Annotated in this window: 20 protein-coding genes; 13 read left to right on the forward strand and 7 right to left on the reverse strand. The window is 53.3% G+C overall.

Annotated features, from left to right (window positions below; translation table 11 throughout):
* Positions 1 to 41: 41 nt before the first annotated feature.
* The 3 genes from ansA to chiD all read left to right on the forward strand — a co-directional run bounded on the left by ansA (position 42) and on the right by chiD (position 3,159).
* The gene (gene ansA / locus U0026_RS13340) at positions 42 to 1,058 is read left to right on the forward strand and encodes an asparaginase (protein WP_062774728.1); all 1,017 of its coding nucleotides are present in this window, start codon (positions 42 to 44) and stop codon (positions 1,056 to 1,058) included.
* Between the two features lie 9 nt (positions 1,059 to 1,067).
* Positions 1,068 to 1,709 (forward strand): bifunctional nicotinamidase/pyrazinamidase, encoded by a 642-nt coding sequence (pncA, locus tag U0026_RS13345; protein WP_062774730.1) that lies wholly within the window; start codon positions 1,068 to 1,070, stop codon positions 1,707 to 1,709.
* Positions 1,710 to 1,905: 196 nt separating this feature from the next.
* Entirely contained in the window at positions 1,906 to 3,159 is a 1,254-nt protein-coding gene (chiD, locus tag U0026_RS13350; protein ID WP_062774731.1) for a chitinase ChiD, read from the forward strand.
* A gap of 121 nt (positions 3,160 to 3,280) precedes the next feature.
* On the opposite strand, the gene U0026_RS13355 is transcribed toward chiD, so the two are convergent.
* Genes U0026_RS13355 through ssuD form a run of 3 tightly spaced genes read right to left on the reverse strand, consistent with a single transcriptional unit; the run spans position 3,281 to position 7,283 of the window.
* A complete protein-coding gene (locus U0026_RS13355; protein WP_062774733.1) occupies positions 3,281 to 4,678 on the reverse strand; it encodes an LLM class flavin-dependent oxidoreductase in 1,398 nt (465 codons plus the stop codon).
* A 57-nt stretch (positions 4,679 to 4,735) separates the two neighbouring features.
* Complete coding sequence (locus tag U0026_RS13360) at positions 4,736 to 6,100, reverse strand: FAD/NAD(P)-binding protein (protein WP_062774735.1); 1,365 nt, start codon at positions 6,098 to 6,100, stop codon at positions 4,736 to 4,738.
* 10 nt (positions 6,101 to 6,110) lie between these two features.
* Entirely contained in the window at positions 6,111 to 7,283 is a 1,173-nt protein-coding gene (ssuD, locus tag U0026_RS13365) for an FMNH2-dependent alkanesulfonate monooxygenase (RefSeq protein WP_062774737.1), read from the reverse strand.
* Between the two features lie 273 nt (positions 7,284 to 7,556).
* Here ssuD and U0026_RS13370 point away from each other — a divergent pair, with 273 nt between their 5' ends.
* Positions 7,557 to 9,485 carry a sigma-54-dependent Fis family transcriptional regulator gene (locus U0026_RS13370; RefSeq protein WP_062774739.1) on the forward strand — a complete coding sequence of 643 codons (1,929 nt, stop codon included), beginning with the start codon at positions 7,557 to 7,559 and terminating at the stop codon, positions 9,483 to 9,485.
* Here the strand turns inward: U0026_RS13370 and U0026_RS13375 are convergent.
* Complete coding sequence (locus U0026_RS13375) at positions 9,482 to 9,760, reverse strand: YeaC family protein (protein ID WP_062774741.1); 279 nt, start codon at positions 9,758 to 9,760, stop codon at positions 9,482 to 9,484. The two genes, U0026_RS13370 and U0026_RS13375, sit on opposite strands and share 4 nt — an antisense overlap.
* Positions 9,761 to 9,803: 43 nt before the next feature.
* Positions 9,804 to 10,217, reverse strand: coding sequence for a peptide-methionine (R)-S-oxide reductase MsrB (gene msrB, locus U0026_RS13380; protein ID WP_062774742.1), 414 nt, complete (start codon positions 10,215 to 10,217; stop codon positions 9,804 to 9,806).
* A gap of 339 nt (positions 10,218 to 10,556) precedes the next feature.
* On the opposite strand from msrB, the gene gapA reads away from it, so the two are divergent.
* Positions 10,557 to 11,552, forward strand: coding sequence for a glyceraldehyde-3-phosphate dehydrogenase (gene gapA / locus U0026_RS13385; protein ID WP_062774744.1), 996 nt, complete (start codon positions 10,557 to 10,559; stop codon positions 11,550 to 11,552).
* A gap of 83 nt (positions 11,553 to 11,635) precedes the next feature.
* The gene (locus tag U0026_RS13390; protein ID WP_062774746.1) at positions 11,636 to 12,520 is read left to right on the forward strand and encodes a D-hexose-6-phosphate mutarotase; all 885 of its coding nucleotides are present in this window, start codon (positions 11,636 to 11,638) and stop codon (positions 12,518 to 12,520) included.
* Positions 12,521 to 12,576: 56 nt separating this feature from the next.
* On the opposite strand, the gene U0026_RS13395 is transcribed toward U0026_RS13390, so the two are convergent.
* Both U0026_RS13395 and U0026_RS13400 read right to left on the reverse strand, forming a co-directional pair.
* Entirely contained in the window at positions 12,577 to 13,428 is an 852-nt protein-coding gene (locus U0026_RS13395; RefSeq protein ID WP_062774747.1) for an aldo/keto reductase, read from the reverse strand.
* 174 nt (positions 13,429 to 13,602) lie between these two features.
* Positions 13,603 to 14,349, reverse strand: a complete 747-nt coding sequence (locus U0026_RS13400; protein WP_062774749.1) for a MipA/OmpV family protein — start codon at positions 14,347 to 14,349, stop codon at positions 13,603 to 13,605.
* 438 nt (positions 14,350 to 14,787) lie between these two features.
* Here U0026_RS13400 and yeaG point away from each other — a divergent pair, with 438 nt between their 5' ends.
* The 7 genes from yeaG (at position 14,788) to U0026_RS13435 (ending at position 24,915) form a co-directional block, all read left to right on the forward strand.
* Complete coding sequence (yeaG, locus tag U0026_RS13405; protein WP_062774751.1) at positions 14,788 to 16,722, forward strand: protein kinase YeaG; 1,935 nt, start codon at positions 14,788 to 14,790, stop codon at positions 16,720 to 16,722.
* A 123-nt stretch (positions 16,723 to 16,845) separates the two neighbouring features.
* Complete coding sequence (locus tag U0026_RS13410) at positions 16,846 to 18,129, forward strand: YeaH/YhbH family protein (RefSeq protein ID WP_062774753.1); 1,284 nt, start codon at positions 16,846 to 16,848, stop codon at positions 18,127 to 18,129.
* Positions 18,130 to 18,263: 134 nt separating this feature from the next.
* A complete protein-coding gene (gene cho / locus U0026_RS13415; protein ID WP_062774755.1) occupies positions 18,264 to 19,121 on the forward strand; it encodes an excinuclease Cho in 858 nt (285 codons plus the stop codon).
* Positions 19,122 to 19,330: 209 nt separating this feature from the next.
* Positions 19,331 to 20,818 carry a diguanylate cyclase DgcJ gene (gene dgcJ / locus U0026_RS13420; protein ID WP_062774757.1) on the forward strand — a complete coding sequence of 496 codons (1,488 nt, stop codon included), beginning with the start codon at positions 19,331 to 19,333 and terminating at the stop codon, positions 20,816 to 20,818.
* Positions 20,815 to 21,315 carry a YbaK/prolyl-tRNA synthetase associated domain-containing protein gene (locus U0026_RS13425; protein WP_062774758.1) on the forward strand — a complete coding sequence of 167 codons (501 nt, stop codon included), beginning with the start codon at positions 20,815 to 20,817 and terminating at the stop codon, positions 21,313 to 21,315. Before dgcJ ends, U0026_RS13425 begins: the two co-directional genes overlap by 4 nt.
* 212 nt (positions 21,316 to 21,527) lie before the next feature.
* Positions 21,528 to 22,871 (forward strand): glycoside-pentoside-hexuronide (GPH):cation symporter, encoded by a 1,344-nt coding sequence (locus tag U0026_RS13430; RefSeq protein ID WP_073971118.1) that lies wholly within the window; start codon positions 21,528 to 21,530, stop codon positions 22,869 to 22,871.
* A gap of 7 nt (positions 22,872 to 22,878) precedes the next feature.
* The gene (locus U0026_RS13435; RefSeq protein ID WP_062774762.1) at positions 22,879 to 24,915 is read left to right on the forward strand and encodes a glycoside hydrolase family 31 protein; all 2,037 of its coding nucleotides are present in this window, start codon (positions 22,879 to 22,881) and stop codon (positions 24,913 to 24,915) included.
* Positions 24,916 to 24,961: the final 46 nt, after the last annotated feature.

Genomic DNA, 24,961 nt, shown 5'->3' on the forward strand with positions numbered 1-24,961 from the left:
AACGGAGGGGATTTTCTTTAGATTAATCATTCGACGACCTCATGCAAAAAAAATCCATTTACGTCGCCTACACCGGCGGGACCATCGGGATGCAGCGCTCAGAACACGGCTACATTCCGGTTTCCGGTCATCTTCAACGCCAGCTGGCGCTGATGCCTGAATTCCATCGGCCAGAAATGCCGGATTTCACCATCCATGAGTACGACCCGCTGATGGACTCTTCCGATATGACGCCGGAAGACTGGCAGCATATTGCCGATGATATTAAGGCCCATTACGACGAGTACGATGGTTTTGTCATTCTGCACGGCACCGATACCATGGCTTTCACCGCCTCGGCGCTGTCGTTTATGCTGGAGAATCTGGGTAAGCCGGTTATCGTTACCGGGTCGCAGATCCCGCTGGCCGAACTGCGTTCCGACGGACAAATCAACCTGCTGAACGCGCTGTATGTTGCGGCGAATTATCCGATTAACGAAGTGACTCTGTTCTTCAATAATCGCCTGTATCGCGGTAACCGCACCACCAAAGCGCATGCCGACGGTTTTGATGCGTTTGCTTCGCCGAACATGGCGCCGCTGCTGGAAGCCGGGATTCATATTCGTAAACTAGGGACACCGCCCGCACCGCACGGTGAAGGCGAACTGATTGTGCATCCCATCACCCCGCAGCCCATTGGCGTGGTGACGATTTACCCGGGTATTTCCGCCGATGTGGTGCGCAACTTCCTGTTGCAGCCGGTGAAAGCGCTGATCCTGCGTTCCTATGGCGTCGGTAATGCGCCGCAGAACGGCAATTTTATTAAAGAGCTGACCGAAGCCAGCCACCGTGGGATCCTGGTGATTAACCTGACCCAGTGCATGTCCGGCAAGGTGAATATGGGCGGTTATGCCACCGGCAATGCGCTGGCGCAGGCGGGGGTAATTAGCGGTTCCGATATGACGGTAGAAGCGACGCTGACCAAGCTGCACTACCTGCTGAGTCAGGGGCTGGATACTGAGACCATCCGTCAGGCGATGCAGCAGAACCTGCGCGGCGAACTGACGCCGGACGACTAAGGAGAAATCATGACGCAACGTGCTCTGTTATTGGTGGATCTACAAAACGATTTTTGCGCCGGCGGCGCGCTCGCTGTCGCCGAGGGTGACAGCACCATCGATGTGGCGAATCTGATGATCCGCGCCAGTAAAATCCTCGGTGATGTGGTAGTGGCAAGCCAGGACTGGCACCCCGCCAACCACGGCAGTTTCGCCAGTCAGCACGGCGTTGCCCCCTTCACCCAGGGGACGCTGGAAGGATTACCGCAAACTTTTTGGCCGGATCACTGCGTGCAGAACAGCGACGGTGCCGCATTCCATCCGCTGCTGACAACGCAGGATATTGATGCCGTGTTCCATAAAGGTGAAAGCGCCAATATCGACAGCTACAGCGCCTTCTTTGACAACGGTCACCGACAGAAAACCGGGCTCGATGCGTGGCTTCGTGAGCACGATATCAACGAATTAATCGTGCTGGGACTGGCGACCGACTATTGCGTGAAGTTCACCGTCCTTGATGCATTGCAGTTGGGATACACGGTTAACGTGATAACCGACGGCTGCCGCGGCGTAAATATACAGCCGCACGACAGCGCCAACGCTTTTATGGACATGGCCGCAGAAGGTGCGACGCTCTATACGCTGGATGACTGGCTCGAAACACAAAGTTAATACCTTACCGTAGCCCGGACGAGGTGCGCCAGCGCCGACTCCGGGGATGCACCAGCGTCCCCCCTTGATTTAACCTTCCATTCACGTGAACCCCCTCTCAGATTTAACCCAGCGGCAATGCTATGTTCAAACGGTTGTTTTTTCGCCACGCCTTGCTGTGGCGTGTTGGTTTTTTTAATGTCAAAGAGGACCGTGTATGAAAATTTTGCCTTTGCTGGCAGCATTACCCCTGCTCTGCGCGTCGGTTGTTTCCGCTAATTCCCTGATGTCCGTTGGCTATTTCAACGGTGGTGGTGATGTCACTGCAGGCCCTGGCGGCGATATTGATAAGCTCGATGTCCGCCAGATAACCCACCTGAACTATTCGTTTGGTCTTATCTATAACGATGAGAAAGATGAAACCAATGACGCGTTGAAAGACGCCACAAAACTGCACCAGATTTGGTTATCGCCGAAGGTGCAGGCCGATTTAGCAAAAATCCCCGTCTTGCGTAAACAGAACCCGAATCTGAAGGTATTGCTTTCCGTCGGCGGCTGGGGCGCGCGCGGCTTCTCAGGTGTCGCGGCAACACCTGAAGCGCGAGCGGTATTTATTCGCTCCGCGCAGGAGGTGGTGGCGAAATATGGTCTCGATGGGATCGACCTTGACTGGGAGTATCCGGTCAACGGCGCATGGGGTTTGGTTGCCAGCCAGCCTGCGGATAAAGATAACTTCACCACGCTGCTGAAAGAGCTTCGCACCGCGTTTGGTCACAACAAACTGGTGACGATCGCCGTCGGCGCCAACGCCGAAAGCCCGAAAAGCTGGGTGGATGTGAAGGCGATTGCCCCACTGCTGGATTACATCAACCTGATGACCTACGACATGGCGTATGGCACCCAATATTTCAACTCCAATCTGTATGATTCAACCCAGTGGCCCACCGTCGCCGAGGCGGATAAATACAGCGCTGATTTTGTAGTGAATAACTATTTAGCTGCCGGTTTGAAACCAAGCCAAATGAATCTGGGTATCGGTTTTTATGGACGCGTGCCGAAACGTAGCGTTGAACCTGGCATTGACTGGACTAAGCCGGATGCGCAGAACAATCCGGTAACGAAACCGTATTTTGGTCCACAGCAGGTAGACTTGTTTAAATCGCTGGGCGTCGATTTGAGCAAGGATACCTATCTGAAATATAACGATATTGTCGCAAAACTGCTCAATGACCCGCAGAAGCGTTTCACCGAGCACTGGGATGACCAGGCGAAGGTGCCGTATTTGTCGGTGAAGTCGAGCGATGACAAGTCGTTGTTTGCGCTCTCCTATGAGAACCCGCGTTCGGTCAGTATCAAAGCTGATTACATCAAGAGCAAAGGGCTCGGGGGCGCGATGTTCTGGGAGTATGGCGCAGATGACAACAACCAACTGGCAAAACAGTTGGCGGAGTCGCTCGGGATTAAACACTAGCGCTCGTCCCGGCGGCGCTGCGCTTGGCCGGGCTACCATATTGTGCCCGGCCGACGGATATTGCGGCGGGTAGCCCGGACGAGGCGGTTACGCCGACGCCGGGGAGGCTCGGTGCAAAGGACTATACCGGCGTCAAAATCCCACTGTTAGTGTGAATACGATAACCGGCCCCCGGATGCGGGGCCTGCAAACGCGCACTGCCGCCAAACAGCTTCTCACGTAAGGTTCCCTCACGGTATTCCTGCTTGTAGACGCCGCGTTTTTGCAATTCCGGGATCAGCAATTCCACCACGTCGGTAAAGGTTTCATGTGTCACCGCATAGGCGAGGTTAAAACCATCGACATCCGTCTCTTCAACCCACGACTGTAGCTCATCGGCAACGGTTTCGGCGCTGCCGACGGTCAGCGGGCCAAAACCACCAATACCCACCCAATCGGCCATCGCTTTCACCGACCACTGCCTGTCAGGGTCAACCGTGGAGAAGGTATCCACCACCGACTGAATGGCGTTGGTTTTCGAATAGGTAAATACTTCATCCGGTTGATACTGGCTAAAATCAATCCCCGTCCAGCCAGAAATCAGCGCCAGCGCACCTTCGTAGCTGGTCCAGTTTTTATATTCCTGCCATTTGGTCTGCGCCGCTTTGTCGGTTTCCCCCACAATCGTGGTCTGCATATTAAATATCAGAATACTGTGCGGATCGCGTCCGGCCTCTTGTGCGCGGCGGCGAATATCCGCCACCGTTTTTTTCAAGGCGCTTTTCGACGGTGATGCGACAAAAACACACTCAGCGTGGCTCGCAGCAAACTGCTTACCACGGCTGGAGGCCCCGGCCTGATACAACACCGGCGTACGCTGAGGTGATGGTTCGCACAAATGATGGCCCGGGACATCGAAGAATTTACCATGATGATTAATCGCGTGGATCTTACTCGGATCGCTAAAAATACGACGTTCACGGTCGCGTAGAATCGCCCCCTCCTCCCAACTGCCTTCCAGCAGTTTGTACACCACTTCGAGATATTCATCGGCGTAGTCATAGCGCGCATCGTGCGCCGTTTGCGCTTGCTGGCCGATATTGCGCGCGCCGCTTTCCAGATAGGAGGTGACGATATTCCAGCCCACGCGCCCTTTGGTTAAATGGTCGAGCGTCGACAAGCGACGAGCAAACGGATACGGATGCTCAAACGACAACGATGCGGTGAGACCAAAACCCAGATGCTCAGTCACCAGCGCCATTGGTGTCACCAACGCCAGCGGATCGTTGACCGGCACCTGCGCCGCCTGGCGAATCGCCGCGTCGCCATTACCGTTAAAGACGTCATACACGCCAAGCACATCGGCAATAAACAGGCCGTCAAACTTTCCACGTTCCAGTAACCGTGCCAGATCGACCCAATACTCCAGATCTTTATACTGCCAGGAACGATCGCGTGGGTGCGCCCACAGGCCTGGCGATTGATGGCCGACACAGTTCATATCAAAAGCGTTCAGACGAATTTCACGTTGTGATGGCATAACGGTCTCCCGATGCACCCGGCATATGACCCGGCGCAAACAATAGTGATGATGGATTTACGATAAGACGAGCTGACGGCAGCCCAGCGTTTCCAGGACGTTTCGCGCAACCTGTTGCGCATGGTCGGCGACCTGCGGCAACCCCATTAGCTCGCCAAAACGTCCGCGTGCGGCGGGCCCGGCCACCCAAACATTCGCTGAAGCCTGTGACACTGTATTCACGTCAATGCCCATTCCTAGCGGGTCGGGGCGAATCAAACTGGCCTGCTGTAAAGCCTGTAAGAAGGGCTGACTGGCAATCAGATCCGTATGATCGGGGCCAGTGGTCAGCACCAGGTAATCCACCGTTTCCTGCAGCGGCTTTCCACCACGTAGCGTCAGGTTGAGACAAAAACCCTGCGCAAGTACGTCGAGGGTGTGTAGACGTGCGGCAAGCGGACGAAACATTCCCGCACGGCGCTTGTCGGCAATCGACTGGGCGACCTGCGGGGCAATACGGTAGCGATGAACATCCCAGAAACGCCGAAGATGACGTAAGAATTGGCGCTTCTCCACCTCACTGAACTGTTGCCAGATAGCCTGTCCCTGCTGACGTACGGCATCCAGCACCACCTGCCACGGCAAACCAGCCGCGCTGGCGCGTTGGATGTCAGCGCGGACCTGGCGTAAACGCTGGCGTAAGGTGCCGGATTGATAATCTCCCGACCACTTCGGCAGATTTGTCGGGGCATTGGGTCGAGACAGTAAGCCGTGGCGTGAAAATGCCACTATCTCGCCCTGATGACCAAGACGTACCAGCGATGCCACGACGTCCGCCATACTAAGCGCGGTTCCCATAATGGCCACCTTCGCGTGAGTCGGGATCGCCGCCAGCGCCTCTGCCCGCCACGGATTGGCAATCAAACGCGGGTGATGGGCTAACGCGCGCATCGCAGCTGGTAAACGTGGCGGTGGATGGCTGATGGCAAGGACAACGCTATCGGCCCGCAGGCGTCGTCCTGTGCTGGTCACGACGTAGCCTGCTTGCCAATCCACTGCACGTTCCTGAAGATGCGCCACACGATTGCTCTGCGCTTTTGCCGCGTGGACGAACGCGGCCTCTACGTAGCGACCAAACGCCCCACGCTGTGGGTACACGCTACCGTCAGCCTGCTGCGCGAGCGGATCCTGTGGAAAATCACCGTGTCGGCGATACCAGCGGTCGAAGGCGCCGTCATCGTCTCCGGCCAGTTGCATCCGCGCGGCGGGAACGTTAATCCTATGGGCAGGGTCGGTTGCCGAGTAGGCCACGCCCTCTCCCAGATGTTCACGCGGTTCAATCACGCTGATACGCACCGGGCGTGTGGCCTCACGCATTAAATGAATCGCCACCGCCGTACCGCTAAAACCGCCGCCGACAATCACAATATGGGGCTCTGACATATGCCCTCCCTCAGCTCGCGCTGACGTGTTTGGCAGGGCGCGTCGCCCCACCGATGGTTTCACCAAACGGCCCGGTGTTCACCTGGCCTTTCGCCGAACGCGGCTGCGTGCTGACCGGCAGCAGCGGCATCACCAGTTCCGCAAATCGATGCGCTTCTTCCAGATGTGGGTAGCCGGAGAAGATAAAGTTCGTCACGCCCAGCGCCTGATATTCACGGATGCGATCCGCCACCTGCTGTGGGCTTCCCACCAGCGCAGTTCCAGCACCGCCGCGTACCAGGCCAACGCCCGCCCATAGATTAGGGGCGATACGCAGTTTGTCGCGGTTACCGTTATGCAATGCACTCATTCGCGCCTGACCGGTAGAATCCATCCGGGCAAAAATCTGCTGCGCCTGGGCGATGGTGTCATCATCCAGATGGGCAATCAGCTTGTCTGCCGCAGCCCAGGCCTCTTCTTCCGTTTCACGCACAATCACGTGCAGACGGATACCGTATTCCAGTTCACGCCCTTTTTCTTCGGCACGGGCTTTCACCACCGCCAGCTTTTCGGCAACCTGCGCTGGCGGCTCGCCCCAGGTCAGGTAGGCATCAATATGGTCAGCTGCCACGTCAATAGCCTGTTCAGAGGAACCACCGAAATACAACGGTGGCCCATTTTTTTGTACCGTGGGGAACAGCACTTCGGCACCTTCGACCTGTAGGTGCTTTCCGTGATAGTCGACCTTTTCACCCGCCAGCAGGCGGCGATAGACCTCAAGAAATTCGTGCGTCACTTCGTAACGCTCACCGTGGCTTAGGAAAATACCGTCACCTTTGTTCTCCACCGGATCGCCACCGGTGACAACGTTTATCAGCAGTCGGCCTTCAGAAAGACGATCCAGCGTTGCAGCCATCCGTGCCGCCAGCGTCGGAGGCTGAAGACCTGGTCGAACCGCCACCAGATAACGCAGATTACGAGTAATAGGTGCCAGGGCGGCAGCCACAAGCCAGGAATCTTCACAGCTTTTCCCCGTGGGGATCAAAACGCCGTAGTAGCCGAGGCTGTCAGCCGCCAGCGCAACCTGCTGGAGATACGGTAAATCTACCGGACGACCGCCCTCGGTGGTGCCCAGATAGCGCCCATCGCCATGGGTAGGTAGAAACCAGAAGACCTTAATTTTCTCGGCGGCTTGTACTGTCATTATCCATTTCCTTTATAACTATATTTGGTATTTATAGAAGCGGTTATTTAAGTCAGTTATAAAGACAATAGCGAAATACGTGCCAGTTTTTAAAAATTAAAATAGTGTTATTTTTCATTGCATTACTTTCATTCCACAATGCTAGAACCTGTTGCAAACGCAACACATTGACGGCGGCAACTGCCGCAATGGCAACAATCTGCGCCTTTCCCCCTCTGGCAAAGAGCGACGGCAAAAGATACCGTCCTGAAAGGAATTCGCTGGAGACGACTCATGCTCAATACAGAACTCACCTCAACCGGCCCGGCGCTGGTTGACCCCGCTTCACAGGCCTTTCAAAAGGTGTTGGCTCGTCTTGCTCCCACCGATGCGACAGTACTGATCATCGGCGAAACAGGCACCGGTAAAGAGGTCGTTGCCCGCTATCTTCATCACCACAGTCCACGCGCCAATGCGCCGTTTCTGGCGGTGAACTGCGGAGCATTAACTGAATCACTGGCTGAGTCCGAACTGTTCGGTCATGAGAAAGGCGCTTTCAGCGGGGCAACGCATACGCATCAGGGATGGTTTGAGGCCGCAGACGGCGGTACGCTGCTGTTGGACGAGATTGGCGAATTGAGCCTGGCGTTGCAGGTCAAGCTGCTACGTGTACTGCAGGAACGCGAAATCACTCGTGTCGGTTCCCATAAGCCTATCCGCATCAACGTCCGGGTTATTGCCGCCACGCACGTCGACCTGGCACAGGCGATCCAGGCACGACGCTTTCGCGAGGATCTGTTCTATCGCCTCAATATTGCCGCTGTCACCTTGCCGCCGCTGCGTCAGCGTCAACAAGATATCCCCGTGCTGGCCCAGCACTTTGTCGAGCTGTATGCCACGCGCTTAGGGCGTCCGGTGCCGCAGTTGGGTCCAGGTACGCTTGAGCGGTTGCTCAGCTATCCGTGGCCGGGCAATATCCGCGAACTGGAGAACGCCTTGCATAATGCGGTGTTGCTTAATCTGGACGAGGTGATTAGCCCTGAGCATCTGCGCTTAACATCCGTCATGTCAGCCCCCTCCTCATCAATCGATGAAGGCGATGAACTCGCCAGCTTTATGCGCCGCCAGATACAAATCCATAGCGGTGCGCTATACGACCGCCTGCTGCGCACCATGATCCACACCGCAATGAGCCACAGCGATAACAACCAAAGTCAGGCCGCCTCTTTACTGGGTATAAGCCGCCACACCTTGCGTACACAGCTTGCTCATCTGGGGGTGATTAAACAACGTCGGAAATCCACGGAATTGCCCCTGCCCGCGCCACGCGAGCGGGAACTGCGAATTGGCTACCAGCGCTTTGGTAATCTGGGCGTGCTGAAAGCGCGTCAGCTGCTGGAGCAATCTTTCGAGACGCTGGGGGTAAACGTGCTGTGGAGCGAGTATCCGGCAGGCCCGCAGCTGCTTCAGGCGCTGAGCAACGATGAAATTGATTTTGGTACCACCGGCGAGGCGCCACCCATTTTCGCTCAAGCTAAAGATAATGCGCTGTTGTACGTCGCCTGGGAGCCACCGGCTCCGCGCAGCGTGGCAATGGTGGTTCCTAACGCCAGCGATATCCGCACGCCAGAACAGCTACGCGGTAAGCGGATTGCGCTAAACAAAGGATCAAACGTTCACTGGCTGTTAGTGCAAATCCTGGAAGAGGCCGGGCTGGGGCTTGATGACGTAAAAGTGGTGTATGCGCCACCCAAGTATCCGCTAACCGCCAGTGACTACCTGGCTGCCGACGCCTGGATGATGTGGGATCCGGTACTGAGCGCCGCCGAGCGCAGTGGCACGCTGCGGGTGCTTGCTACTGGCGAAGGTCGCGTTAACAACCATCAGTTTTACATTACCCGCCGTGAGTATGCGCAGCACAATGAGGAGATCATTGCCGGAATTGTGGCCGCGCTGGTCAAAACCGGCAAGTTTATCGACCGCCACCGCCATGAAGCGGCGCAGCTACTGGCAAGCGAGCTGGGGTTAGATGTGGCTTCGCTGACCTGCGCACTGGCGCGACGAAGCCATCAGACACGGGAGATGGACATGCAAGCGCTGCGAGCGCAACAAACCATCGCCGACCGTTTCTACGCGCTGGGCCTGCTGAACAGGCCCGTCGCGGTCAGAGAGGCGATGTGGTACGCCCGGGAGCGGTTAATTGAGCCGTGGGCCGCCGCTTAATGCTGCTTGAAGGTGGCAATCGGCTTCGGTGAAATGCCGAAGTCTTCTTTGAGTTGCTGCTTGCTCTTCATCACCATCTGACCCTGGGTATCGATAGTCATGTGCTGCGCATCATCGTTATTTCGCGATTGCCAAAGCATGACGAGTTGCAGGCAGTTTTCTTTTTGCTCGGCGGTCAGTGCGACACCATCAGGCCATTTTCCCAGTTCAACGGCGGTGACTAAACGCTGGTAAATTTCCGGCGTCATATTGTCGATCATTTGCTCAATACTCATGTCCAGCTCCTTCTCCTCAGGAATAATTTGCTGAATCGTTTTTTCAACCTTTTGTTGAGGTACCGCTTTCGTCATCCGTGAAGTTCAGCGAGGCGGAATTGACGCAAAAACGTTCGCCGGTTGGCTGTGGGCCATCTGGGAAAACATGCCCCAGGTGCGCATCACAATTTCCACACCGGATTTCAGTACGTTGCATGCCGTGCGAGTAATCGTTGAGATAACGAATGGCCGTGTCGCTGACCGGCTCAAAAAAACTCGGCCAGCCGCAACCGGAATCAAATTTACTTTGGGAATGGAAAAGCGGCGCATCACACACCAGGCAGTGGTAAATCCCGTCACGCTTGTTGTGCAGCAAACGCCCGGTGAATGGGGGTTCCGTGCCATGTTTCTGCGTGACATAGAACTGCATTTCACTGAGGGTATTTTTCAGATCATCTGGGGTGGGTTTGTTCACCATTTTGCTCACATCTCACTATGAAAAATACAATTAACAGTCGATTCTAACAAAACATTAACAATGAAGTGCGAACTTTTGTTCTAAACTTAATCGGCGTGAAAAGGCAGCTGGTTAATTGTGACGAACATCACATTTTTATCTTCTCCGCCCTTTAAAATTCCCGACGCCGCCCTCATGTGGTTTCAAGCTCATAGGAAGAGTGAGACAGGTCAGTCGTGCAAAGCTTAGGCAGAGGATTGATTTGTCGCAATGATTGACACGATTCCGCTTGACGCTGCGTAAGGTTTTTGTAATTTTACAGGCAACCTTTTATTCACTAACAAATAGCTGGTGGAATATATGACTATCAAAGTAGGTATCAACGGTTTTGGCCGTATCGGTCGCATTGTTTTCCGTGCTGCTCAGGAACGTTCTGACATCGAGATCGTTGCAATCAACGATCTGTTAGACGCAGAGTACATGGCATACATGCTGAAATATGACTCCACTCACGGCCGTTTCAACGGTACCGTTGAAGTGAAAGACGGTCATCTGGTCGTTAACGGTAAAAAAATCCGTGTTACCGCTGAGCGTGATCCAGCTAACCTGAAGTGGAACGAAGTCGGCGTTGACGTTGTTGCTGAAGCAACTGGTCTGTTCCTGACTGACGAAACTGCTCGTAAGCACATCGCTGCTGGCGCTAAAAAAGTTGTTCTGACTGGTCCTTCCAAAGACAACACCCCTATGTTTGTTAAAGGCGCTAACTTTGACAAATACGAAGGCCAGGACATCGTTTCTAACGCGTCTTGCACCACTAACTGCCTGGCACCGCTGGCTAAAGTTATCAACGACAACTTCGGCATCGTCGAAGGTCTGATGACCACCGTTCACGCGACCACCGCAACTCAGAAAACCGTTGATGGCCCGTCTCACAAAGACTGGCGTGGCGGTCGTGGCGCATCCCAGAACATCATCCCATCTTCTACCGGTGCTGCTAAAGCAGTAGGTAAAGTACTGCCAGAACTGAATGGCAAACTGACTGGTATGGCGTTCCGCGTTCCAACTCCTAACGTGTCTGTTGTTGACCTGACCGTTCGTCTGGAAAAAGCTGCTTCTTATGAAGAAATTAAGAAAGCACTGAAAGCTGCTTCCGAAGGCGCAATGAAAGGCGTTCTGGGCTACACCGAAGACGACGTTGTATCTACCGATTTCAACGGTGAAGTTTGCACTTCCGTGTTCGATGCTAAAGCTGGTATCGCACTGAACGACAACTTCGTGAAACTGGTTTCCTGGTACGACAACGAAACTGGTTACTCTCACAAAGTTCTGGACCTGATCGCTCACATCTCCAAATAAGTTGAGATGAGAATCTGATCCAAAAAGGCGACTTCGGTCGCCTTTTTTTATGACCAAAAAAATAAAACACCAAGGATTGCATCATGATTAACAAAATTTTCGCTCTCCCGGTCATTGAACAGCTTACCCCTGTCCTCTCTCGTCGCCAGCTTGATGAGCTTGAGCTTATCGTTGTCGACCATCCAAAAGTCAAAGCCTCTGTCTCTTTCCAGGGCGCACATCTGCTGTCCTGGAAACCCGCTGGCGAAGACGAAGTGCTGTGGCTGAGCGACAACACGCCATTTAAAAACGGCGTGGCGATTCGTGGCGGTGTGCCTATTTGCTGGCCGTGGTTTGGCCCAGCTGCGCAGCAGGGCTTCCCGGCGCACGGTTTTGCCCGTAACCTGCCGTGGGAGCTGAAAGCCCACAATGAAGACGATAACGGCGTAACGCTGACCTTTGAGCTGAAAAGCAGCGACGTGACTCGTCAGTATTGGCCGCATGAGTTCAGCCTGCTGGCTCGCTTCAAGCTGGGTAAAACCTGTGAAATGGAACTGGAAGCGCACGGTGAGTTCGAAACCACCACCGCGTTGCACACCTATTTCAACGTGGGTGATATCCATGCGGTGAAAGTCAGCGGTCTTGGCGATCGTTATATCGATAAAGTGCAGAATGCTGAAATTGGCGTACTGACCGACGGTATCCAGACCTTCCCGGATCGTACTGACCGCGTCTACCTGAACCCAGAAGCGTGCAGCGTGATCCACGATGCATCCTTAAACCGCGCGATTGATGTGGTGCATCATCATCACGTAAACGTCGTAGGCTGGAACCCTGGCCCGGCGCTGTCAGTCAGCATGGGCGATATGCCTGATGACGGTTACAAGACGTTCGTTTGCGTAGAAACAGCCTGTGCAAGTAGTACGCAAAAAGCAACGGAAGAAAAACCGGCACGTCTGGCGCAGACGATTAAAGTCGCCAAACGTTAAGTTTCATGCCGTTAGCCGGATGAGGGTTTACACCGCCATCCGGCTACATACCAGCCTTACACGACATCCAGCGCCACTTTTCTGCCTGGTGCAGGAAACGCCTTATCCAGTCGGGATAAATCCTCTGCCGTTAAAGCAATATTGAGCGCCGCGGCATTTTCTTCAACATGCGCCACCGTCGCCGCTTTCGGGATAGCCATCACCCCTTGATGGTGAATCACCCATGCCAACAGGATCTGCGCCGCAGTCGCCCGATGAGCGCTGGCAATATCCAGCACTGTCGAATCTGCCAGTAAGCCGCTGCGTAAACGTCCTGCCTGAGCCAATGGACAGTAAGCCATCACCGGTATCGCGTGGGACTGGCACCATGGCAGCAGGTCATATTCAATGCCGCGAGAGGCCAGATGATACAGCACCTGATTCGCGGCACACGCTGCACTTCCATCGACCTGGAAAAGTTCGTGCATATCTGCCAGGTCAAGATTCGATACGCCCCAATGACGAATTTTGCCCTGTGCCACCAGCGCCTGCATCCCCTCCACCGTCTCCGCAAGCTCAAAACCACCGCGCCAGTGTAATAGATAGAGGTCAATAGTTTCCGTGCCTAGCCGACGCAGGCTGGCCTCACAAGCCGTGACTATTTTCTGCCCTCCGGCATTCCAGGGATAAACCTTAGACACCAGGAACACTTCATCACGTTGGCCGCGTATGGCCTCGCCCACCACCTCTTCTGCGCCGCCTTCAGCATACATTTCGGCGGTATCAATCAGCGTCAGCCCCTGCGCAATCCCGGCGCTCAATGCCGCAACTTCCTGACGGCGATTGGCGGCATTTTCCCCCATATACCAGGTTCCCTGCCCTATCGCCGGTAAACGCATGCCACAAAATTGAATATTACTGTCGGTCATCGCTTCCTCCTGTTAGCTGCCCCTACCGTAAAGGATAACCCACTGCCGATACGTTGTTACACTGCACAAATCTCACGCACCGTTACTGGGCATTGCACTAACGTTGCATGATTACAGGGCACAAAAAAAGCCCGCCAGGCTGGCGAGCTTCAGGTACAGAAATATGACTGCGATTTAGAAGGTGTAGGTCACGCCGGTTGAGAGCAGACCTGTCCAGCTTTTGTCGACCATTGGGCTGTCGGTAATCTCGTCGGAAAGGCGAGTGTAACGTGCGGTACCGTACACGCTCCAACTGCCGGCAAAGCGGTAGTTCGCGGTCATTTCCAGATACGGGTTAAAGCTGCTGTTTGGATCGTAGCTGCGCAGGCCGCTGCGTGACGATTCACGATGCGACACGCCGTAATAGTACTGGTTCTGGTTTTCGCTGTTCCATTCTACACCGATACCCGGCGTTAAGGTCAGACCGCCGTTGGTGTAACGGTAAACCCATCCCAGATCGCCCACGATGCCGTTACTTTTGTCCAGCGTATCGCCTGCCAGGGTGGCTCGCAGAGAACCATACTGGGTATGGTGGAACCAGGATAGCCCAGCCATCATCGTCGACTGGCGACGATCGAGTTTGCGAAGTTGGCTGTTATCGCTGTCACCCGGTTTGAAGAACATCGGTGACCAGTATGCGGTCAGGGAAAGCTGGTCTGAGCCATCGTTCCACAAATAGTAGCCGCCACCTAAACCATGGAACCAGAAGTTATCCCCTTCATAGCTGATAACCGGAACAGGGTAGATATCGTGGTCATACTGTTTGTATGGGTGTTCAACAATCCCCACGCCAGCACCCAGCGTGAATTTGTTTTCGGCCTGAGCCGCCGTGGCAGAAGCGGCGATCAGTACCCCCAGGGTTAGAAGTTTGATTCGATTCACAATCCTTAATTCCTTTTTATTCAACATATCAGCGGCAGAAGTTTACCTCCCGTACTGGCTTATCACAAATTTTTTACCTGTGATGACAAAATATGACCGGCCATTATCTTGCTGGCTTATGGCAACACTTTTGCAAATTCGTGACGGCTATATGAAAGCGCAAAAAAGTTTAAATAAATGAATGCCGGTAAATTTTGATGAGTTGTTGATATGTCATTGAAATTCGATTTTATCGCCATGCAAGTTTTGCAAATGCCATCTACGCTTATTTTTAGAAGGTGTCATTGCCACGCACGATAGCGTTAATTATCCAACAATCTGGCACGCGGGTTGCTGGATTAGAGAGCGAGCGTCGTTCGGCTTACCCCTTCCGGGAGCCCCTACTACTCATACCAATGGCTCTTAACCTGTGCTAAAAAAATGAAAGGACGGCATGCCATGAATATATTCGATCACTATCGCCAGCGCTATGAAGCTGCCAAGGACGAAGAGTTCACACTGCAGGAGTTTCTTGCTGTCTGTAAGCAAGATCGCAGTGCCTATGCTAACGCAGCAGAACGGCTATTAACGGCTATTGGCGAGCCGATAATGGTTGATACTGCTCAGGAACCCCGGCTTTCCCGTCTCTTTTCTAACCGCGTTATTGGGCGCTATCCTGCGTTTGAAGAGTTTTATGGCATGGAAGAAGCCATCGAACAGATTGTTTCCTACCTGAAACACGCAGCCCAGGGACTCGAAGAGAAGAAACAAATCCTCTATTTACTCGGGCCCGTCGGCGGTGGTAAATCCTCTCTTGCCGAGCGCCTGAAAGCGCTGATGCAGCGTGTTCCCATTTATGTGCTGAGCGCCAATGGCGAGCGCAGCCCGGTCAATGACCATCCTTTGTGCCTGTTTAATCCGCAGGAAGACGCGCAGATTCTGGAAAAAGAGTACGGCGTCCCAACCCGCTATCTTGGCACTATCATGTCGCCGTGGGCAGCAAAACGTCTGCATGAGTTTGGCGGTGACATCACCAAATTCCGCGTGGTCAAAGTGTGGCCATCCATCCTGCAACAAATTGCCATTGCCAAAACCGAACCGGGTGATGAAAACAACCAGGATATTTCGGCGCTGGTCGGTAAAGTCGATATCCGTAAACTGGAACATTTTGCGCAAAACGACCCGGATGCCTACGGCTATTCCGGCGCGCTGTGCCGCGCAAACCAAGGGGTGATGGAATTCGTCGAGATGTTTAAAGCGCCTATCAAGGTGCTGCATCCGCTGCTGACCGCCACTCAGGAAGGTAACTACAACGGTACCGAGGGGATCTCCGCCCTGCCGTTTAACGGTATTATTCTGGCGCACTCCAACGAATCTGAGTGGGTGACCTTCCGTAATAACAAAAATAACGAGGCGTTCCTTGACCGTGTTTACATCGTCAAAGTGCCTTACTGCTTACGGATCTCCGAAGAGATCAAAATTTACGAAAAACTGCTGAATAACAGTGAGCTGACTCATGCACCATGCGCGCCGGGTACGCTGGAAACGCTATCTCGTTTCTCAATTCTTTCGCGTTTGAAAGAACCTGAGAACTCCAGCATCTATTCGAAAATGCGCGTCTACGACGGTGAAAGCCTGAAAGATACCGATCCGAAAGCCAAGTCGTACCAGGAATATCGTGATTACGCCGGTGTCGATGAGGGGATGAACGGCCTTTCCACTCGTTTCGCTTTTAAAATTCTCTCTCGCGTCTTTAACTTCGATCACGCCGAAGTGGCGGCAAACCCAGTGCATCTGTTCTACGTGCTGGAACAGCAGATTGAGCGCGAGCAGTTCCCACAAGAGCAGTCAGAACGCTACCTTGAGTTCCTCAAAGGCTATCTGATCCCGAAATATGCTGAGTTTATCGGTAAAGAGATCCAGACGGCGTATCTCGAATCCTATTCAGAGTATGGTCAGAACATTTTTGATCGTTACGTGACCTATGCTGATTTCTGGATTCAGGATCAGGAGTATCGCGACCCGGATACCGGTCAGCTGTTCGACCGTGAATCGCTGAACGCAGAACTGGAAAAAATCGAGAAACCTGCCGGGATCAGTAACCCGAAAGATTTCCGTAATGAGATTGTCAACTTTGTGCTGCGCGCCCGCGCCCATAATAACGGTCGCAACCCGAACTGGACTAGCTACGAGAAGCTGCGCACGGTTATCGAGAAGAAAATGTTCTCCAATACCGAGGAGCTGCTGCCGGTGATTTCGTTTAACGCGAAGACCTCAACCGATGAGCAGAAAAAACACGATGATTTTGTCGATCGGATGATGGAAAAAGGCTATACCCGCAAACAGGTTCGCCTGCTGTGTGAATGGTATCTGCGTGTGCGTAAATCATCATAACACCGCGCCCGGTAGCGTTACGCTTACCGGGCCGACAATAATGTCCCGTAGGCCGGATTGGCGGCAGCCCGTCCGGCACTTACAGGCGCTGTAAGTTGGCGTAAAGCAGTTCAGGAGGGGCTTATGACCTGGTTCATTGACCGGCGTCTGAACGGCAAAAACAAAAGCGCGGTGAACCGCCAGCGCTTCTTGCGTCGTTATAAAGCGCAAATAAAGCAGTCGATCTCCGAAGCCATTAATAAACGTTCGGTGACCGACGTTGACAGCGGTGAGTCTGTCTCGATTTCGACGGATGATATCAGCGAACCGATGTTCCATCAGGGACGCGGCGGATTACGTCATCGGGTGCATCCCGGTAATGACCATTTCGTGCAAAACGACCGTATCGAACGCCCTCAGGGTGGCGGCGGTGGTGGCGGTAGCGGACAGGGACAAGCCAGCGCCGATGGCGAAGGCCAGGATGAGTTCGTTTTTCAGATTTCCAAAGATGAGTATCTGGATCTGCTGTTTGAAGATCTGGCGCTCCCCAATCTTAAACGTAACCAACAGCGGCAGTTGAACGAGTATAAGACGCACCGCGCCGGCTATACGGCCAACGGCGTTCCCGCCAATATCAGCGTTGTACGTTCGCTGCAAAATTCGCTCGCCCGCCGCACCGCCATGACTGCGGGCAAGCGCCGCGAGCTTCACGCGCTGGAAGAGACGCTGGATGAGGTGGCGAAAAGCGAGCCTGCCCAGTTGCTGGAAGAAGAACGGTTACGTAAAGAGATTGCTGAATTGCGGGCAAAAATCGATCGTGTGCCGTTTATCGATACCTTCGATCTTCGCTTTCGAAACTACGAAAAACGCCCGGAGCCTTCCAGCCAGGCTGTGATGTTTTGCCTGATGGACGTTTCCGGTTCGATGGATCAGTCCACCAAGGACATGGCTAAACGCTTTTATATCCTGCTCTATCTGTTCCTGAGCCGGACGTATAAAAACGTCGAGGTGGTCTATATCCGCCACCATACCCAGGCCAAAGAAGTCGACGAACACGAGTTCTTCTACTCCCAGGAAACGGGCGGTACGATTGTCTCCAGCGCGTTGAAACTGATGGATGAGGTGGTGAAAGCCCGCTATGACCCATCGCAATGGAATATTTACGCGGCCCAGGCTTCGGATGGGGATAACTGGGCAGATGACTCACCGCTGTGCCACGAAATTCTGGCGAAAAAAATTCTGCCCGTGGTGCGTTATTACAGCTATATCGAAATTACCCGCCGGGCGCATCAGACTCTGTGGCGCGAGTATGAACATCTGCAAGCGTCATTTGATAACTTCGCCATCCAGCATATCCGCGATCAGGAGGATATCTACCCGGTGTTCCGAGAACTGTTCCACAAACAAGGTTCTTCAATTAAGGACTAGGTAAGAGAAATCAGCCAGTTAAATTCCAATGCTGGCTGATTTTCTTTCAGCCCTTCCGTGGCAATGATTTCATTCCTTTCTTTTATCCGTATGTTGACGATATACTGTTTAAATAAACAGCAATCGGAGGCAGTTTGTCTAAACGCCCATCTCATCGCCCTGAGTTCACCCCTTCAGCCATTTACGAATATCCGGAACATCTTCGCCAATGGTTAAAGGAAATACCGGCACTACCCGGCGTCTATGTTTTTCATGGTGAAAGTGAAACGCTGCCGCTTTATATTGGCAAGAGCGTGAATTTGCGCAGCCGTGTGCTGTCGCACCTGCGCACCCCGGATGAAGCCTCAATGCTCTACCAGTCAAAGCGTATAAGCTGGACGCGGACAGCAGGCGAAGTGGGCGCACTGTTGCTGGAAGCCAAAATGATCAAGGAACACCAACCGCTTTTTAATAAGCGCCTGCGTCGCAGTCGCCAGCTTTGTTCGTTGCTTTTAACGGACAATAAGCCAGAAGTGGTCTATGCACGGGAAATTGATTTTGCCCATCAACCCGGTTTGTATGGTCTGTTTGCAAACCGTCGCGCAGCGCTTGAAACCTTAAAATCTATCGCCGATGAACATCAGCTCTGCTACGGATTACTTGGCCTTGAGTCACTCACCCGAGGACGCGGCTGTTTTCGTTCCGCACTGCATCGTTGCGCAGGCGCCTGTTGTGGGAAAGAGAGCCTAGAGTCCCATCAGCATCGACTAATTACCGCTCTTGAACGACTGCAACTTGTCTGCTGGCCGTGGGAAGGAGCCATTGCATTGAAAGAGGAAAGTGCGGATTTGACACAGTACCATATCATCCGCAACTGGATGTGGCTGGGTTCTGTGACGTCACTGGAGGACGCAGGATCGTTGTCACGACAACAGGCCGGATTTGATCACGACGGCTATAAAATCTTATGTAAGCCACTTTTATCGAATTCAACAGAGATTATCGCACTCTGAATCCAGCGGGTGTTTGATAGCGCTTAGTGCAACATATCACTATCGCTCATTTAACAAAATTTGCTTATTCGCCACGGTAACGTGCAATATTTATGAAAACTCGCCTTGCGAGTTCATTACAAAACATTTCCATTGCTAATGCATAGCTAGAGATGTAGCGCCCCCCATGTTAATATTCCGGCTGACATGGAAGAACAATTAATTTCATTATGAAACTGAAAAGTAACTTACTACGCTTCGTCATTTCCGCTGGCGTAGTCGTCCTCACCTCCTCATTCCTGATATATGAATTGGTGGTCAGTCATCAGGATATGTCTGATTATATGCGTTATATTGTCGATAAAGGTGAATCTGCCTTTCTCTATGAGAAATACGAGAACCAACTGATTATCTCCCAAATATCGCGATTCCAGGACGATACGCCATCGGCCGAGACCGCTGAGCGGGCTTGCGCCAATCTGCAACACCGTGGAAAGGTCAGCGGGCTCAATATTGACGGGGAATTCTATCCCGCGCTTCAAGGTTCGCTCACCGTTCGCAGAACACCCTGTACACAATGGGTTAACGACCTTCCAACACTTGAAGCCTTTGACACAGCGATTGCCAGTAATAATATCTGGAAGCCTATGCTTCCCCATGAACCCAAAAACACTCAACGCTTTCGCTATTATATTGATCTAATGAATCAATATATCTATTTTAATTCTCGCGTGGTTATTACCGACCCGACATTAACCAGCTGGAATTTTCTCTACGGCAAACGTCTGGGTATTTCTCCCGGCAGCCTGGAAAATTTATTTCTGGGCCGCACGGTGGTATCGAGTATTTATACCGACACCTTTACGCATAAGAATATCTTAACGTTTCTGACACCTGTTTATCATGATGAGCAGCTAAAGGGCATCGTCATGGTTGACCTTTTCCATCAGGATTTGCGTGATATTTTCTTTACCCGCGATCGCCCGCTGGTTTGGCGATATCTCGATATATCGTTTACCGACTCGGATAATAATGCCCGTATCGTTGTTCATCGCAGTGCCGCGCATCTGTTCAAGTACGTCAATTACCATCGCCCTATGGCAGAAAACATGCATGTGGAGGTGTCACTTGATGTGATGTACTTCCTGCTAAGTTCGTGGAAGCTGTTCCTTTTCTATCTGGTCACCACCATTGCCCTGTTGCAATTGGTGCGTACCCATTTTCGGATGTACCGAACGGTTAGTCAGGAGAACATCAGTGATTCACTGACCGGACTGTACAACCGTAAAATTCTCTCTGAAGTGCAGAACATGCGCCTTCAACGACTCACGGAACAAGGTGTTGGCATTGTCGTGATTGCGCTGGACTGTAATAAACTCAAGCACATTAACGATACCTGGGGCCACGATGAGGGTGACCGGGCCATTGTGCTACTGGCTGATGCCATCTCCGCCTCCATCCGTAAAAGTGATTACGGGGTCAGGCTGGGTGGCGATGAGTTCTCCATTATTCTCATCGATTATGATGAAGCGGAGGCTCGCGTGATTATCGAGCGGATCCAGGCGTATCTGACGCTCACTGATACGCATAAACGCGTGAGCTTCTCGTGGGGTGCTTATAAAATGCAAGCAGGTGACACGCTTGGTAGCGCGATGAAGATTGCCGACGAACGCCTGTATCAGGATAAAAAGCGGGGAGCAAACCGGAGAAAATCATGATTGAACCGATAACATTTAACATTCATCAACGCCTGTTGGCGTTGCTCGACGCACAACTTGCACGCTATCGCGTCATGGAACACGAGGCGGTTGGGAAATGCGAAGCCGTTTCCGAGATTCGGGGTACAGCGTTGGGTCAGGGCGCAAAAGCGCTGGTGTGTAAAGTGAAAGGCAATGGTGTGAACCAGCACGTGCTTGCCATCCTGCCTGCCGATCAGCAAGCGGATCTTGCCAGGCTCGCGCGGCATATTGGGGGATTAAAGGCGTCACTGGCAAGCCCGGCTGAGGTCGACGCCCTCACCGCATGCGTCTTCGGCGCAATCCCACCGTTCAGTTTCCACAACGCGCTGCGTCTGGTTGCCGATCCTTTACTGTTCGAGCGTTTTGACGAGATAGCCTTTAACGCCGGCAGCCTGGATAAATCAGTCATCCTGAATACGCAAGATTACCTGCGCATTGCCCAACCTGAGCTTGCGGCTTTCCACCGCGAAAGCTAACCCACCTTAAACTTAGCCTAATACATTCATTTGCCTGGTTAATTCAGGCAAATGAATTGTTGCTTTAACGTTGCGCATTTTTGTTACCGGTATCACGTAAAGCATTTTACGTAAGCCTGATACCGAATATCGCAATTGTTAACCTCCCTTCCTCATTCACACTATATGGCGTTTTCCCCTACTCTCGTACCTTAACGACGCCAGGTGACATGATGAATACAAAAGTTACCCGTAAAGAAAAGATCAGCTATGGATTAGGCGATATGGCCAGCCATATTGGGCTGGATAACGTCATTATTTTTCTCACATTTTACTATACCGATGTGGTCGGCCTGCCAGCTGCTTTCGTCGGCACCATGTTCCTGCTCGCCCGCACGGCGGATGCGATTATCGATCCGGCGATGGGTTATATGGCTGACCGAACCCGCTCACGCTGGGGCAAATTCCGCCCGTGGATGCTGTGGCTGGCGCTGCCATTCGGCGCAAGTTGTCTGCTCACCTATGCCGTACCTGAATCCCTGGATATGACGGGGAAAATGATTTTCGCCAGCGTCAGCTATACCTTCATGATGCTGATGTACACCGCCATCAACATTCCCTATTGCTCAATGGGGGCGGTCATAACGCCCGATAACAATGAACGAATCTCCTTGCAGTCGTGGCGTTTTTTCCTTGCCACGCTAGGCGGCGCGTTATCGACATTCTTTATGATGCCGCTGGCGGAGTTCCTGGGCGGTGCCGATAAACTGGCCGGATATCGCTGGGCGATGGCCATTATGTCCTGCGTGGCGGTGGCGATGTTCTGGATCTGCTTTGCCAATACTCGCGAGCGTATTAAAGCCCCGGCGACGCACAATAATTACCTCGCCGAATTACGCGATCTACTGCGTAACGATCAATGGCGCGTGGTGGCGGTTCTGGTGATGACCAACATTGGCTTTGGCGTGATTCGTCTGGGCGCAATGATGTACTTCGTCACTTACTATCTCGGCAGCGCTGCCTATTTTATGTGGATGCTGGCCGCACATATTATCGGCAAAGCAGCTGGTAGCGTGCTGGCGAAACGCCTGACGCGCGATGCCAACAAAGTACAGATGTTTGGCTATTGCGCCGTACTGGCGGGCCTGCTCAGCATCGGCCTGTTCTTCGCGCCGAAATCCGTATACGTCCTGGTACCGCTGACGTTTATTGTCTCCACGCTTTATCAATCTACCACCACTCTGATGTGGGTCATGATGGCCGACGTTGCCGATTACGCCGAATGGCGTCAGGGCAAACGGATGGACGGGGTAATTTTCTCAACCTTCCTTGCCGTGCTTAAGCTGGGTATGGCGCTTAGCGGCGCGATCGTCGGCTGGACGCTGGGCTTTAGTGGTTATGTGGCCAATGCGCCGGATCAAACATCGCTGGCGATGCACAGCATCGTGGCCCTCTTTACGATTGTACCGGGGCTATTGTCGCTGGGCGCCTTCGTGACGCTGCGCTGGTACAAGTTAGATGATCAGACAATGCACACCATTAATCTCGCGAAAAACCAATCTCTCGTAAAAGGATGAGCCCACAATGAGCGAACTAATTCAGCACGCTAACGCCATCGAATGGCGATTTGAACGACAGATTCTGCGCATCGAGCCCTGGGGTGAACATAGCCTGCGCGTTCGTGCTACCTGCGCGCCGCGCTTTAATGATGAAGCCCATGCGCTACTGTCATCCGTGAACGGCCAAACCACCATTGTGCAAGATGCGGAAACGCTGACCTTAACTCACGGCAATATCAGTGCGGTGCTAAACCTGAAAGGCCAACTGGCATTCTACAACCAGCGTGGCGAGTTGTTGCTGGAAGAAATGTGGCGTCAGCGTTCGACCGTTGGCATTGGCGCCAGCGAAAAAAGTCAGGACAAGTACGTCAGCGCATTGAAGCTTGATGGACGGGAATTCAAACCGCTCCCCGGTGGAAAATATCAGCTCACGGTACGTTTTGAAGCTCGCGACGGTGAACGATTTTATGGCATGGGCCAGTACCAACAGCCGTGGCTGGATCTTAAAGGCTGTTCACTGGAGCTGGCGCAACGCAATTCACAAGCCAGCGTGCCGTTCCTGCAATCGAATCTTGGCTACGGCCTGTTATGGAACAACCCAGCCATTGGTGAAGCGGTACTGGCGAAAAACCACACCGTATGGACCGCACGGGTGACTGAAGAGATGGATTACTGGATAACGGCAGGCGACAGCGTCGCGCAGGTGACCCGTCAGTACGCCAGTGCGACCGGGACTCCCCCGCCCGCCCCTGAATTCATCAGCGGATTGTGGCAGTGCAAATTGCGCTACCGCAACCAACAGGAGGTGCTGGAGGTGGCGCGCGAGTATCACCGCCGACATCTGCCGTTGTCCGTGATGGTTATTGATTTCTTCCACTGGCCGAATCAGGGCACCTGGTGTTTTGATCCGGTTGACTGGCCAGACCCAAAAGCCATGGTTGAAGAACTGGAATCTCTCGGCATTAAACTGATGGTGTCCGTCTGGCCGACGGTAGAAGCCCGCAGCCCACTCTTCCCACAGATGAAGGCGAAAGGCTGGCTGGTCACCAGCGACCGTGGCGTACAGGTCAACCTCGATTTTATGGGTAACACCACCTTCTATGATGCCACTCATCCGCAAGCACGGCAGTTTGTTTGGGAAACCGTTAAAAAGAACTACTACGACCTTGGCATTAAGCTGTTCTGGTTGGATGAAGCGGAGCCGGAATATCGCGCGTACGATTTTGATAACTACCGCTATCACGCAGGTCCGGTGCTGGAGGTCGGCAACCGCTATCCGCGTGATTTCGCCCAGGGGTTCTACGACGGTCTGCACGATGCAGGGGAAAAGGAGATTGTTAACCTGGTGCGCTGTAGCTGGGCGGGAAGTCAGCGCTATGGCGTGCTCGCCTGGTCAGGCGACGTACACTCGTCTTTCCATGCTTTTCGCAATCAGCTTGCCGCAGGTCTCAATATGGGACTGGCGGGGATCCCTTGGTGGACCACCGATATCGGCGGATTCCAGGGCGGCAACATTCACGACCCAGCATTCCATGAACTGCTGATCCGCTGGTTCCAGTGGGCAGTATTCTGCCCGGTATTGCGGATGCACGGTTACCGCGAACCTCGCGTTCAGCCCGCAGAAAGCTACCGCAACGGTATTCCACAATGTGATAGCGGCTCACCCAACGAGCTGTGGAGCTACGGCGAAGAAAACTACGCCATCATGCAGCACTGGCTTGGCGTGCGCGAAACGCTACGCCCGTATATCGATAAGTTGTATGAGAACGCACACAATCATGGTGATCCGCTGATGCGTCCGATGTTCTGGCACTACCCGGACGAACCTCAAAGCTGGCAGACAGAAGATCAATATCTGTTTGGTGAGGATTTACTGGTTGCACCGGTGATGCAGGCAGGCCAGCGCCAACGCGAAGTCTGGTTACCAGGGGGGCACTGCTGGGTCAGCCTGGACGGTGAACGCTATCAGGGCGGGCAACGAGTGACCGTCGCCGCCACACTGGAGACGATTCCCCTGTTTATTCGCGAAGGCAGCCCGTTAGTCACGAAATTAGTAAGATAATCAGGCAAATGCCTGAAATCCACGGCGAAAGTTGAAAAAGACCTGT

The organism is Kluyvera intermedia (genome assembly GCF_034424175.1).
GTDB classification, from domain to species: Bacteria; Pseudomonadota; Gammaproteobacteria; order Enterobacterales; family Enterobacteriaceae; genus Kluyvera; species Kluyvera intermedia.

Bases quoted from the DNA above. Each gene is read 5' to 3' on its own strand.
- ansA (WP_062774728.1), top strand. From the start codon at position 42: ATGCAAAAAAAATCCATTTACGTCGCCTACACCGGCGGGACCATCGGG.
- pncA (WP_062774730.1), top strand. From the start codon at position 1,068: ATGACGCAACGTGCTCTGTTATTGGTGGATCTACAAAACGATTTTTGC.
- chiD (WP_062774731.1), top strand. From the start codon at position 1,906: ATGAAAATTTTGCCTTTGCTGGCAGCATTACCCCTGCTCTGCGCGTCG.
- U0026_RS13355 (WP_062774733.1), bottom strand. From the start codon at position 4,678: ATGCCATCACAACGTGAAATTCGTCTGAACGCTTTTGATATGAACTGT.
- U0026_RS13360 (WP_062774735.1), bottom strand. From the start codon at position 6,100: ATGTCAGAGCCCCATATTGTGATTGTCGGCGGCGGTTTTAGCGGTACG.
- ssuD (WP_062774737.1), bottom strand. From the start codon at position 7,283: ATGACAGTACAAGCCGCCGAGAAAATTAAGGTCTTCTGGTTTCTACCT.
- U0026_RS13370 (WP_062774739.1), top strand. From the start codon at position 7,557: ATGCTCAATACAGAACTCACCTCAACCGGCCCGGCGCTGGTTGACCCC.
- U0026_RS13375 (WP_062774741.1), bottom strand. From the start codon at position 9,760: ATGAGTATTGAGCAAATGATCGACAATATGACGCCGGAAATTTACCAG.
- msrB (WP_062774742.1), bottom strand. From the start codon at position 10,217: ATGGTGAACAAACCCACCCCAGATGATCTGAAAAATACCCTCAGTGAA.
- gapA (WP_062774744.1), top strand. From the start codon at position 10,557: ATGACTATCAAAGTAGGTATCAACGGTTTTGGCCGTATCGGTCGCATT.
- U0026_RS13390 (WP_062774746.1), top strand. From the start codon at position 11,636: ATGATTAACAAAATTTTCGCTCTCCCGGTCATTGAACAGCTTACCCCT.
- U0026_RS13395 (WP_062774747.1), bottom strand. From the start codon at position 13,428: ATGACCGACAGTAATATTCAATTTTGTGGCATGCGTTTACCGGCGATA.
- yeaG (WP_062774751.1), top strand. From the start codon at position 14,788: ATGAATATATTCGATCACTATCGCCAGCGCTATGAAGCTGCCAAGGAC.
- U0026_RS13410 (WP_062774753.1), top strand. From the start codon at position 16,846: ATGACCTGGTTCATTGACCGGCGTCTGAACGGCAAAAACAAAAGCGCG.
- dgcJ (WP_062774757.1), top strand. From the start codon at position 19,331: ATGAAACTGAAAAGTAACTTACTACGCTTCGTCATTTCCGCTGGCGTA.
- U0026_RS13425 (WP_062774758.1), top strand. From the start codon at position 20,815: ATGATTGAACCGATAACATTTAACATTCATCAACGCCTGTTGGCGTTG.
- U0026_RS13430 (WP_073971118.1), top strand. From the start codon at position 21,528: ATGAATACAAAAGTTACCCGTAAAGAAAAGATCAGCTATGGATTAGGC.
- U0026_RS13435 (WP_062774762.1), top strand. From the start codon at position 22,879: ATGAGCGAACTAATTCAGCACGCTAACGCCATCGAATGGCGATTTGAA.